Here is an 11318-nt window from a genome sequence, read left to right as displayed (position 1 = left end):
GAGATCCGCCGCGCCGCTGGAGGATGGAAACGAAAATGCTCGGACGCATCGCCCGGCCCGTGACCCTCGCCGCCCTCGCCGGCGCCCTGATGATGGGCACCGCAGCCGCGCAGACGAACGTGAAGATCGGCATCCTGGGCGACCGCTCGGGCGCCTACTCGGACATCAGTGGCGAGGGCTCGGTCGTGGCCGCGAAGCTCGCGGTCGAGGATTTCAAGCCCGAGCAGCACGGGTTGAAGGTCGAGATCGTCTCGGCCGACCACCAGAACAAGCCGGATGTCGGCGCGGCCATCGCCCGGCAATGGTACGACCGCGACGCCGTCGACATGATCACGGACGGCGTGACGTCCTCGGTGGCACTGGCGATCAGCCAGGTCACCAAGGAGAAGAACAAGGTCTTCATCGATACAGGCGCCGGCACCGCCGACCTCACCGGCCCGCAATGCACGCCGAACACCATCCACTGGGTCTACGACACGGTGGCGCTCGCCAACGGCACCGGCGGCGCGATGGTCAAGCGCGGCGGCAACACGTGGTTCTTCCTGACCGCCGACTACGTCTTCGGCCAGACCCTCCAGCGCGACACCAGCACGGTCATCACCAAGAACGGCGGCAAGGTCGTCGGCTCGGTGAAGACGCCGTTCCCGACCTCGGACTTCTCGTCCTTCCTGCTGCAGGCGCAGGGCTCGGGCGCCAAGGTGATTGGGCTGGCCAATGCCGGCACCGACACGATCAACGCGATCAAGCAGGCGGGCGAGTTCGGCATCACCGAGGGCGGCCAGGCGCTCGCCGGCCTCCTGGTCTTCTCCTCGGACGTGCACTCGCTCGGCACCAAGGTGGCGCAGGGGCTGGTGCTGACCGAGCCGTTCTACTGGGACCTGAACGACCAGACCCGCGCCTTCTCGGACCGGTTCGCCAAGCAGATGAAGAACGGCTCGAAGCCGACCGCGAACCATGCGGGCGTCTACTCGGACGTGCTCCACTACCTGAAGGCTGTGGCCGAGACGAAGTCGACCGCCGACGGCGCCGCCACGGTCGCCAAGATGAAGGCGATGCCGACGGACGACCCGCTGTTCGGCAAGGGCGTGATCCGCGCGGACGGCCGCAAGATCCACGACATGTACCTGTTCGAGGTCAAGAAGCCCGCCGAGTCGAAGGGCGAGTGGGACCTCTACAAGAAGCTCGAGACTATCCCGGGCGACCAGGTCTTCCGGCCGCTCAACGAGGGCAACTGCCCCCTGGTGAAGGGCTGACGGTGGGTTCGGGGCGCGGAGACCGGCCATGACCACGATCTTCGGTGTGCCGACGCAGGCCCTGTTCGGTCAGCTCCTGCTCGGCCTGATCAACGGCTCGTTCTACGCGATCCTGTCGCTCGGGCTCGCGATCATCTTCGGGCTCCTGAACATCATCAACTTCGCCCACGGCGCGCTCTACATGATGGGCGCGTTCGTGGCCTGGATGCTGCTCACCTATGTCGGTCTCGGCTACTGGTGGGCGCTGGGGCTCGCACCGCTCGTGGTGGGCGCCTTCGGCATCGTTCTGGAGCGGGTGCTCATCGCCCGGCTCTACAAGCTCGACCACCTCTACGGCCTGCTGCTGACCTTCGGTCTCGCGCTGATCATCCAGGGCCTGTTCCGCAACCAGTACGGCGTGTCGGGCCTGCCCTACGCGATCCCGACCGAGCTGTCCGGCGGCCAGCGCCTGCCCTTCATGTTCCTGCCGAACTACCGCGCCTGGGTGGTGGTCGCCTCGCTGACCGTCTGCATCGCGACGTGGCTCGTGATCGAGAAGACCAAGCTCGGCGCCTATCTGCGCGCCGCAACCGAGAACCCGACCCTGGTCCAGGCGTTCGGGGTCAACGTGCCGCTGTTCCTGACGCTGACCTACGGGTTCGGCGTCGCGCTCGCGGGTTTCGCCGGGGTGCTCGCTGCGCCGATCTACTCGGTCAATCCCAACATGGGCGCCGACATCATCATCGTGGTCTTCGCCGTGGTGGTGATCGGCGGCATGGGCTCGATCATCGGCTCGGTGATCACGGGCTTCGCCCTGGGCCTCGTCGAGGGACTGACCAAGGTGTTCTATCCGGAGGCGTCCGCCACCGTGATCTTCGTGATCATGGTGCTGGTGCTGCTCGTCAAACCCGCCGGCCTGTTCGGGCGCACGGCCTGATCGCGATCTGAGGCACCCCCATGGCCGACACCGCCGCCCTCGACGCCGCCCCGATCGCCGCCGCCGTGCCGACGAGTCGGGACGACAAGGCGCTCCACCGCCTCATCTTCGTGGGCATCGCGGTGCTGCTCGTCGTGGCACCGCTCGTCCTGTACCCCGTCTACCTGATGAAGGTGCTGTGCTTCGCGCTGTTCGCGCTCGCCTTCAACCTCCTGCTCGGCTACGGCGGCCTGCTCTCCTTCGGCCACGCCGCCTATTTCGGCATGGCGAGCTACCTCTGCGCGTACACGGCCAAGAGCCTGGGCTTCACGCCCGAGCTCGCGATCCTCGCCGGCACGTTCACGGCCGCCCTGCTGGGTCTGGTCTTCGGCGCCCTGGCGATCCGCCGGCAGGGCATCTACTTCTCGATGATCACCCTGGCACTTGCCCAGATGGTGTTCTTCTTCTCCCTGCAGGCGAAGTTCACCGGCGGCGAGGACGGCATCCAGGCGGTGCCGCGCGGCAACCTGTTCGGCGCGATCAGCCTCGCGGACGACCGGGTGATGTACGCCGTCGTGGCCGTCGTGTTCATGGCCGGGATGCTGCTGATCTACCGGATCATCCACTCGCCCTTCGGGCAGGTGCTGAAGGCGATCCGCGACAACGAGCCGAGGGCGATCTCGCTCGGCTACCGCGCCAGCCAGTACAAGCTCGCGGTGTTCGTGCTCTCGGCGACGCTGGCCGGCCTCGCGGGCTCCACCAAGGCGATCGTGTTCCAGCTCGCCTCGCTCACCGACGTGCACTGGTCGATGTCCGGCGAGGTGGTGCTGATGACGCTCGTCGGCGGCATGGGGACGGTGTTCGGGCCGATCGTCGGCGCGCTGGTGATCGTCACGATGGAGACCTACCTGGCGCAGTTCGGTGCCTGGGTGACGATCATCCAGGGCTGCGTCTTCGTGCTCTGCGTGCTGCTGTTCCGAGAGGGCATCGTCGGCCTGATCGCCCGGCTGATCCGACGGCCGCTCTAGGACGCGGGATCCGGGGCGGGTGGCGGTTGCAGCGCGGCAACGCCCCCGTCGCGACATGCAATGGCGGATCGGGGCTGCGACTTGTGGTGAGCTTTCGTTAACCAAGACTGCCCACGCTGACGGCTCCACGCTGTCAGGGCCACCATGACCCAGGACCGAACGCTCAGCATCGACGACCCGGCCCTCGACTGCCCGGTCGCACCGGACGTGGTCGGCCGCTTGATCAAGGCCGACCCGGACGGGGCCGCGCTTCTGCTCGACGGGATCCCGGAGGCGACGCGCGCCCGGCTCGCCGTCTGGCTCTACGGCCGCAGTCACACCCACGCGATCGGCGTCCGCGTCGCGGCGACCTGCGAGGGCCCGACCCTCCGGCGGACCGCGGGCCTCGTCGGGAACGTCCTCTACGACCTGTCCCGCCGTCCCGTGGCGGCGGCGAGCCACGGACCGCGCGGGGGCGCCGGCCGCATCTCCCTGGGCGGGTCGAAGCGCCGCGCCTGACGGGTCGGCACGACCGGCCGATTGGATCGCCGCCGCGCAGGGACTATCCTGCGCGCCGATGTCCTCCCTGTCCGCGCCGTCCGTCCGCCGCCTCGACCCCGTCCTCGTCGATCGCATCGCCGCGGGCGAGGTGGTCGAGCGCCCGGCCTCGGCCGTGAAGGAACTGGTCGAGAATGCGATCGATGCCGGGGCCCGGGCGATCGAGGTCACCGTCGAGGCCGGGGGGCGCCGACTGATCCGGGTCGTCGACGACGGCCGCGGCATGACGCCGGACGATCTCGACCTCGCGGTCGAGCGGCACGCCACCTCCAAGCTGCCAGGCGGCGACCTCACGGCGATCGACACCCTCGGCTTCCGCGGCGAGGCCCTGCCGTCGATCGGCGCGGTGTCGCGCCTCGCCATCGTCACCCGCACGCCCGAGGCCGAGGCGGGGGCGAGTCTTACGGTCGAGGCGGGGCTGAAGGGTCAGGTCCGCCCGGCCCCGGCCCAGCGCGGCACCCGGATCGAGGTGACCGAGCTCTTCGCCGCCACGCCGGCGCGGCTCAAGTTCCTGAAGTCGGACCGGGCCGAGAACGCCGCGATCGCCGAGACGCTGCGCCGCCTCGCCGCGACGCAGCCCGGGATCCGCTTCACCCTGCGGGCCGATGCCGGGCAGCCCCTGGTCCTGCCGGCCGAGACCGGGGCCGAGGCGGAGCTGCGCCGGCTCGCGGCGGTGCTGGGGCAGGACTTCCTCGCCAACGCCCTGCCGGTCTCCCTGGCCCGGGAGGGCTTCGCGGTGGCCGGTCATGTCGGCCTGCCGACCTACCATCGCGGTGCGGCGACCCATATCCACCTCGCGGTCAACGGCCGCCCCGTGCGCGACCGGCTCCTGCTCGGGGCGATCCGCGGCGCCTACGCCGACACGCTGGCCTCCGACCGGCACCCGGTGCTCGGCCTCGCCGTCGCGTGCGACCCCGGCCTCGTCGACGTCAACGTCCACCCGGCCAAGACCGAGGTGCGCTTCCGCGAGCCGGGCCTCGTGCGGGCGCTAATCGTGAGCGCGATCCACGACGCCCTGCGCCGCGGCGGCGCCCGCTCGGCCACCACCGGCGCCGCGCGGACCCTCGACGCCCTGCGCCCGGCCGGGGCGCCGCTCGCCACCCACAGCGGCGCCACCGCGCCGAGCCTGTTCCGGCCGACGCGGCCGGGCCCCTTCCCGAGCGGTGCACCCTCGGTGGCAGCGCCCCCCGGCTACCGTTCCTCGGCGGCGTGGAGGCCGGCGCCGCAGCCGGCGCGGGTCGAGCCGACCGGTTTCGGCGAGGCAGCTCAGGCCGTCTGGGCCGGGCCCGAGCCCGAAGCCGTGGCGGCCCCGCCCCAGGCCGACACCCGCGTTGTCGCCGACGCTGTGGAGGCGCTCGATCATCCGCTGGGGGCCGCCCGCGCGCAGATCCACGAGACCTACATCCTCGCCCAGACCCGCGACGGCCTCGTGATCGTCGACCAGCACGCCGCCCACGAGCGCCTCGTCTACGAGCGGATGAAGGCCGAGCGGGAGGCAGGCGGCATCGCCCGCCAGGGACTCCTGATCCCGGACGTGGTCGAGATGAGCCCCGAGGAGGCCGACCGGCTGGTCGCGGCCGCCCCGGATCTCGACCGGCTGGGACTGTCCATCGAGGCGTTCGGGCCGGGGGCGGTGCTCGTGCGCGAGGTGCCGGCCGCGCTGATCGGCGCCTCGACGCGCAAGCTCGTCACCGACATCCTCGACGCCCTGGAGGCCAGCGGCGACGAGGAGGGCGGGGCTCCGGCCGCGGAGGGCGGCCCGCTGGGGCGCCGTCTCGACGCCGTCCTGTCGCGCATGAGCTGTCACGGCTCGATCCGCGCCGGGCGGCGGCTGAGGGCGGAGGAGATGAACGCCCTCCTGCGCGAGATGGAGGCGACGCCGAATTCCGGACAGTGCAACCACGGACGCCCGACCTCGATCGAGCTGAAGCTCGCCGACATCGAGCGGCTGTTCGGCCGCCGATGAGGCGCCACGCCGTCGATCCGGCTGGCGGCACGCGCGGGGCCGGTCCACAACGGCGTGTGACGCCGCGGCTTGAAGACCGGGGCGCCAGCCGTCCCGAACCGACAGTGCGCATGGGAGGCGCGGAGCCATGACCGATCTCGACAACTTCGGCGTGCGCCGCGCCGCCGCGCGGCCGACGTGCCCGGCACCCGCCGCCGCGTCGGTAGGCTGAGATGGCGGGCTCGTTCGACCTCGCCGGCCGCCACGTCCTCGTCACCGGGGCCTCAAGCGGCCTTGGCCGTCACTTCGCCGAAACGCTGGCCCGCGCAGGCGCGCGCCTGTCGCTCGGCGCCCGCCGGGCCGACGCCCTCGCCGAGACCGTCGATCGCGTCGCGGCGGCGGGCGGTGAGGCCCACGCCGTCGTCATGGACGTCACCGACGCCGCGAGCGTCGAGCGGGCGCTCGACGCCGCCGAAGAGCGCTTCGGACCGGTGGCGGTGCTGGTGAACAATGCCGGCGTGACGGCGACGAAGCCGGCCCTCGACCTCGCGGAATCCGACTGGGACACGGTGCTCGACACGAATCTCAAAGGCGTCTGGCAGGTCGCCCAGGCCACCGGCCGGCGCATGGTCCGGCACGGGGCGGGCGGCAGCATCGTCAACATCGCGTCGATCCTCGGGCTGCGGGTCACCGGCGGGCTCGCGCCCTACGCCACCTCGAAGGCGGCGGTCGTCCAGCTTACCAAGAGCCTCGCGCTCGAGTGGGCCCGCTACGGGATCCGCGTGAATGCCCTAGCGCCGGGCTACATCAAGACCGAGCTCAACGACGCCTTCTTCGAGTGCGATGCCGGCCGGGCGCTGATCAGGCGCATTCCGCAGCGCCGGCTGGGCGAGGCCGCCGAACTCGACGGGCCGCTCCTGCTCCTGGCCTCGGAGGCCGGCGCCTACATGACCGGCAGCGTCCTGGCGGTGGACGGCGGCCACCTCGTCTCCGGCCTGTAGTGATCGCCCGAAACGGCTCCCGTCACGGGACCGGCGCGGGTCAGAGGGTCCGCGCCTGCTCGCGCAGGACGAATTTCTGAATCTTGCCGGTCGAGGTCTTCGGCAGCGGCCCGAACACCACCGTCTTCGGCACCTTGAACCGCGCCATGTGCTCGCGACAGAACGCGATCAACTCCTGGTCGCTCGGCACCGCTGCGCCGGGCTTCACCTCCAGGAACGCGCAGGGGCTCTCGCCCCAGGTCGGATCCGGCCGCGCCACGACGGCCGCCAGCATCACGGCGGGATGGCGCATCAGCACCTCCTCCACCTCCAGGCTGGAGATGTTCTCGCCGCCCGAGATGATGATGTCCTTCGCCCGGTCCTTGATCTCCACCGACCCGTCGGGATGCCAGACCGCGAGGTCGCCGGTCCGGTACCAGCCGCCGGCGAGGGCCTCCTCGGTCGCGCCCGGGTTGCCGAGATAGCCCTTCATCACCGTGTTGCCGCGCAGGCGGATCTCGCCGACCGTCGTGCCGTCCCGCGGCACCGGCGCGTCGCTCGCGACGTCGGCGACGCTCACCGCCTCGAGCGTGGCCAGCGGCACGCCCTGGCGGGCCATGCGGGCGTGTCGCTCGGTGTCGGGGAGAGCGGTCCAGTCCGGCTGCGCCAGACAGACCGTCGCGGGGCCGTAGCTCTCGGTGGCGCCGTAGAGATGCGTCACCTGGAAGCCGAGCTCCTCCATGGTGCGGATGATCGTCGAGGACGGCGCCGCGCCGCCGACCGCGCAGCGCACGCGCTGGGGGAACGGCACACGGTCCTGCGCCGGCGCGTGCGCGATCATCGAGAGGACGATCGGGGCGCCGCACAGATGCGTCACCCCGTGCTCGGCGATCAGCCTGAAGATCGCCGCCGGCTCGACCTTGCGCAGGCAGACCTGCGTGGCGCAGGCGGCGACACTTGCCCATGGGTAGGACCAACCGCTGCAGTGGAACATCGGCAGCGTCCAAAGATACACGCTCTCGCCGGTTAGGCCGAACGTGACGGCGTTGCCGAGCGCCTGGAGATAGCCGCCGCGATGGCTGTAGACGGCGCCTTTGGGATCGCCGGTCGTCCCCGACGTGTAGAGCAGGCAGAGCGACTGCCACTCGTCATCCGGGCCGTGCCAGGCGTAGTCCGGATGGCCCTCGGCCAGCAGATCCTCGTAGGGCAGGGCCCCGTCGATCCCGGTCGCGCCGATCGCCACGACGAGGACCGGCTCGGCGAGTTCCGCGAGCGCCCGCGCGGCCAGCGCGGCGTACTCGGCCTCGACGAGGAGCGCCCGGGCGCCCCCGTGCCGCAGCGAGAACGCGATCGTCGCCGCGTCGAGGCGCGTATTCAGCGGGTTCAGCACCGCGCCGAGCATCGGCACGGCGAAGTGCGCCTCGATCATTTCCGGGACGTTCGGCGCCAGGATCGCCACGGTGTCGAGTGGCCCGACCCCCCGGGCCGCGAGGCCCGCGGCGAGGCGCCGGCAGCGCGCGTAGAGGTCCGCGTAGGTGAGGCGGCGGTGGCCGTCGATCACGGCGATCCGCCCGCCCGCCGCGGCGGCGGCCCGCGCCAGCAGGCTGACGGGGGTCAGCGGGATGTAGTTGGCCGGCCGGCGCGCGAGCCCGGCCTCGAACGGATGAGAGCCCGTCTCGCGGACCTCGGTCTGGGTCGGACGGGTGTCCGTCATCGTGCAGCCTTCTGATCGGGCGGCGGGCGTGGCGTGCGCTCCGCGCGACGAAGATTTCGCCGCCGTCGTGCCTGTCAATCGCGACCAACGTGACAATGTGGGCCGCGCGCGGATTCTGTTACAGGGCCCTGTTGACGCGAGATCGCCCCTGGCGGATGCCCGTATTCCAGCCACGCGCTGTCGGGACCGCGTGCGGCCGGCCCATCTGCGGGAGACGATTGTGGGGAACGACAACCTGCCGGCGATCACCGGGGAGACCGGCCGCGCCGCGGTGGAGGGCGGCGTCGCCCGGGCGCGCGAGGCGTACGAGCGCTTCGCCGAGGCGGGCGAGATGGCCCTGAACGCCTTCGAGGCCTCGATGGCGCAGAGCTTCGAGGGCTGGCGCGCGGTGATGGGCTCCAGCCGCGAGACCGCCCACCAGCTCACCGACAGCAACGTGGCCGGCGCCCGCCGGGTGCGCGAGCAGTGGGACGCCGCCGGCGCCCGGCTCTACAACGCGTTCGAGGACAACGCCGTCCACGCCATGGCGGCGATGCGCGAGATCGGCCACCGGATGCTCGTGGCCTCCGACACCAATGTCCGCGCGAGCCTCGACTTCGCGGACCGCGTCGCCAAGGCGGCAGATGCCCGCGAGGTCGCGGCGCTGAACATCGCGTTCCTGCAGGAGCAGGCGCGCCGGCTGACCGACCAGATGGTCGACCTCCATCAGACGACCGGCCGTCTCGCCCGCGAGGCCGCCGCGCGCACGGAGACCCCGTGACGGCCGGCACCGCGGCGCCCGTTCCCGGACCTGAGGCGACGCCGCGGCTCGACGACCTGAGCCGCGCCGACGTGCCGTTCCGGACCGGCCATTTCCAGGCCTACGCGCCCCACGACTTCCACCGCATCGCCTACGTGGAATGGGGTGACCCGGACAGCCCGCACGTCGTCGTCTGCGTCCACGGTCTCAGCCGCCAGGGCCGCGATTTCGACGCCCTCGGCTATCGCCTCGCGAAGCTCGGGTACCGGGTGATATGCCCGGACCTGCCCGGGCGCGGCCTCAGCGGATGGCTGAAGGACCCGGAACTCTACGGCCTGCCGCAATACGCCGCCGACATGGCCGCGCTCATCGCCCATCTCCGGGTCCTCGGGAAGATCGACTGGGTGGGCACGTCCCTCGGCGGCCTGACCGGCATGGTCCTGGCCGCGGCCGCCCGCACCCCGATCCGCCGGATGGTGATCAACGATATCGGCCCGTTCCTGCCCTGGGCGCCCATCCGCGAGATCGGGTCGCGCCTGCGGGACGCGCCCCGGCTGCACCATAACCTCGCCTCGGGCGAATCGCGTCTGCGCACGGTGCTGGGCGCGTTCGGGCCGCTCACCGACGAGCAGTGGCGCCACATCGCCAAGCACAGCTTCTTCCAGGAGCCCAACGGCGGCTGGCGGCCCCACTACGATCCCGGCATCGGAGACGCCTTCCGACCGGGCCGCGTCTACAGCGTGAGCATGTGGCGCGACTGGGACGCGATCACCTGTCCGGTCCTGCTGCTCCGCGGCGAGCACTCGGAACTCCTCCTCGCCTCGACGGCCGACGAGATGACGCGCCGAGGACCGCCGACGCGCCGCGTCGAGATTCCCGATTGCGGCCACGCGCCCGCGTTGCTCGACGACGACCAGTTGCGAATCGTCCTCGATTGGCTCGGCCCGGCGGCGTGATTCCGTCGCCGGCGCGCGCCACCGAGCTCTGAGTCGACCGTTTGCTGTCGTACGGATTTCCCTGGGATCGGCCCGGCGGGCCCAACGCGGCGCAGGCAACCCGATATCGCCCGGCAGTGTTCGAGAGTGAATTTTTAGCTGATCTCGCTCACTTATATTTGATCGGGCCCGGTATTTGAGTTGTTCTCGCGGCGGGCACTGGAGGGCCCAAATTGCGGTCTTCCGGACCTAAGATTTCGAGAGCGTAACCATTCGTTGCACGCGCGGCTGACCTGTGGCACTAACAGATGTCAGGTCTGGATCTTGGCCGCGCAATGTTGCACCTGTCGGTTGTGATTGGCGCCCTGGATCCGGGCGAGCAAGCCTGCAGACAGCAAGAACATCCGGACTACCAACTATGGCGAACCCAACCCCCAAGCCGAAGCAGACCACAGCCATCGATCACGGGGTCGGCAGCCGCATCGCGTTCCTTCGGGCGGCGAATGGACTGAGCCAGTCCGCGCTGGCCAGCGCGCTGGGCGTCAGCTTCCAGCAGGTCCAGAAGTACGAGACCGGCAAGAACCGTGTCGGTGCCGGCCGCCTGCAGGCGATCGCCGAGCGGCTCGGCGTTCCGGTCTCGAGCTTCTTCGAGCCCGAGCCCGAGGCGACGACGGATAGCGGTCCCGCGCTGCTGCGCGTCGCCGGCGCCGTCGAACTGCTCCGGGCCTACAATCAGATCGCCGACGATCAGATGCGCCGCGACGTGCTCTCCCTCGTCAAATCCGCGGCGCGGATCGGTCAGACCAAGACGTCGGACGGCGCGGCACCGCAGGCGGGCGGCGCTCCGCGCAACTCCTGACATCCGGGCCTTGCCCGGCGCCGATCCGGCGCCGTGCGGTCCCTGCAGGCGGGATCATGGACTCTCTCCCGACGCGTGTGACCCACCTGCTCGCCGACCTGCCGCTCCGGGCGGACGACGAGATCGTGTCGGTCCTGGTCTCCGAGCCGGGCCTGCGGGTGGAGCGCATCGTCTCGACCGGTCAGGCGAGCCCGCCGGGATTCTACTACGACCAGCCGGATACCGAGTGGGTCGCCGTCCTGACGGGCGCGGCCGACCTTCGGTTCGCCGACGAGGCGAAGGCCCGTCGCCTCGTCGCGGGTGACGCCGTGCTGATCGCGCCGCATCGTCGGCACCGGGTGGAGTGGACCGACTCACCCACCGTTTGGCTGGCGATCCATTTCGGGTCTCAAGTCGGCGCTACGGATCCGGCTTCCCGCGATCGGGACTAAGC

General features: G+C 71.0%; 11 protein-coding genes. 10 read left to right on the top strand and 1 reads right to left on the bottom strand.

Going from position 1 to position 11318, the window contains the following annotated elements:
• The first annotated feature begins 35 nt into the window (after window positions 1-35).
• The 6 genes from ACX9MN_RS06175 to ACX9MN_RS06150 all read left to right on the top strand — a co-directional run bounded on the left by ACX9MN_RS06175 (window position 36) and on the right by ACX9MN_RS06150 (window position 6659).
• Window positions 36-1253, top strand: coding sequence for an ABC transporter substrate-binding protein (locus tag ACX9MN_RS06175; protein WP_020091435.1), 1218 nt, complete (start codon window positions 36-38; stop codon window positions 1251-1253).
• Window positions 1254-1281: 28 nt separating this feature from the next.
• Window positions 1282-2169: a branched-chain amino acid ABC transporter permease gene (locus ACX9MN_RS06170; protein WP_489723960.1), complete on the top strand. Its 888-nt coding sequence runs from the start codon at window positions 1282-1284 to the stop codon at window positions 2167-2169.
• Window positions 2170-2189: 20 nt separating this feature from the next.
• Window positions 2190-3176 (top strand): branched-chain amino acid ABC transporter permease, encoded by a 987-nt coding sequence (locus tag ACX9MN_RS06165; protein ID WP_489723959.1) that lies wholly within the window; start codon window positions 2190-2192, stop codon window positions 3174-3176.
• A 144-nt stretch (window positions 3177-3320) separates the two neighbouring features.
• Window positions 3321-3674 (top strand): hypothetical protein, encoded by a 354-nt coding sequence (locus ACX9MN_RS06160; protein ID WP_020091438.1) that lies wholly within the window; start codon window positions 3321-3323, stop codon window positions 3672-3674.
• A 58-nt stretch (window positions 3675-3732) separates the two neighbouring features.
• Complete coding sequence (gene mutL, locus ACX9MN_RS06155) at window positions 3733-5679, top strand: DNA mismatch repair endonuclease MutL (RefSeq protein WP_489723958.1); 1947 nt, start codon at window positions 3733-3735, stop codon at window positions 5677-5679.
• Window positions 5680-5891: 212 nt separating this feature from the next.
• Window positions 5892-6659 (top strand): SDR family NAD(P)-dependent oxidoreductase, encoded by a 768-nt coding sequence (locus ACX9MN_RS06150; RefSeq protein ID WP_489723957.1) that lies wholly within the window; start codon window positions 5892-5894, stop codon window positions 6657-6659.
• Window positions 6660-6699: 40 nt separating this feature from the next.
• On the opposite strand, the gene ACX9MN_RS06145 is transcribed toward ACX9MN_RS06150, so the two are convergent.
• Window positions 6700-8352, bottom strand: a complete 1653-nt coding sequence (locus ACX9MN_RS06145) for an AMP-binding protein (protein WP_489723956.1) — start codon at window positions 8350-8352, stop codon at window positions 6700-6702.
• 220 nt (window positions 8353-8572) lie between these two features.
• On the opposite strand from ACX9MN_RS06145, the gene ACX9MN_RS06140 reads away from it, so the two are divergent.
• The 4 genes from ACX9MN_RS06140 to ACX9MN_RS06125 all read left to right on the top strand — a co-directional run bounded on the left by ACX9MN_RS06140 (window position 8573) and on the right by ACX9MN_RS06125 (window position 11316).
• Complete coding sequence (locus tag ACX9MN_RS06140) at window positions 8573-9112, top strand: phasin family protein (protein WP_489723955.1); 540 nt, start codon at window positions 8573-8575, stop codon at window positions 9110-9112.
• Window positions 9109-10047 (top strand): alpha/beta fold hydrolase, encoded by a 939-nt coding sequence (locus ACX9MN_RS06135; protein ID WP_489723954.1) that lies wholly within the window; start codon window positions 9109-9111, stop codon window positions 10045-10047. The genes ACX9MN_RS06140 and ACX9MN_RS06135 overlap by 4 nt, the downstream gene beginning before the upstream one ends.
• A gap of 397 nt (window positions 10048-10444) precedes the next feature.
• A complete protein-coding gene (locus tag ACX9MN_RS06130; RefSeq protein WP_056521969.1) occupies window positions 10445-10885 on the top strand; it encodes a helix-turn-helix domain-containing protein in 441 nt (146 codons plus the stop codon).
• Between the two features lie 56 nt (window positions 10886-10941).
• Window positions 10942-11316 carry a cupin domain-containing protein gene (locus ACX9MN_RS06125; RefSeq protein WP_489723953.1) on the top strand — a complete coding sequence of 125 codons (375 nt, stop codon included), beginning with the start codon at window positions 10942-10944 and terminating at the stop codon, window positions 11314-11316.
• The last annotated feature ends 2 nt before the right edge of the window (window positions 11317-11318 follow it).

This window comes from Methylobacterium sp. 1A (genome assembly GCF_058072805.1).
The sequence above is the reverse complement of the archived record's forward strand: the minus strand, read 5'-3'. Positions and strand labels throughout refer to the sequence as shown.

What these genes read in the sequence shown, in the direction of transcription:
- ACX9MN_RS06175 (WP_020091435.1), top strand. Translation starts at nt 36, where the DNA reads ATGCTCGGACGCATCGCCCGGCCCGTGACCCTCGCCGCCCTCGCCGGC.
- ACX9MN_RS06170 (WP_489723960.1), top strand. Translation starts at nt 1,282, where the DNA reads ATGACCACGATCTTCGGTGTGCCGACGCAGGCCCTGTTCGGTCAGCTC.
- ACX9MN_RS06165 (WP_489723959.1), top strand. Translation starts at nt 2,190, where the DNA reads ATGGCCGACACCGCCGCCCTCGACGCCGCCCCGATCGCCGCCGCCGTG.
- ACX9MN_RS06160 (WP_020091438.1), top strand. Translation starts at nt 3,321, where the DNA reads ATGACCCAGGACCGAACGCTCAGCATCGACGACCCGGCCCTCGACTGC.
- mutL (WP_489723958.1), top strand. Translation starts at nt 3,733, where the DNA reads ATGTCCTCCCTGTCCGCGCCGTCCGTCCGCCGCCTCGACCCCGTCCTC.
- ACX9MN_RS06150 (WP_489723957.1), top strand. Translation starts at nt 5,892, where the DNA reads ATGGCGGGCTCGTTCGACCTCGCCGGCCGCCACGTCCTCGTCACCGGG.
- ACX9MN_RS06145 (WP_489723956.1), bottom strand. Translation starts at nt 8,352, where the DNA reads ATGACGGACACCCGTCCGACCCAGACCGAGGTCCGCGAGACGGGCTCT.
- ACX9MN_RS06130 (WP_056521969.1), top strand. Translation starts at nt 10,445, where the DNA reads ATGGCGAACCCAACCCCCAAGCCGAAGCAGACCACAGCCATCGATCAC.
- ACX9MN_RS06125 (WP_489723953.1), top strand. Translation starts at nt 10,942, where the DNA reads ATGGACTCTCTCCCGACGCGTGTGACCCACCTGCTCGCCGACCTGCCG.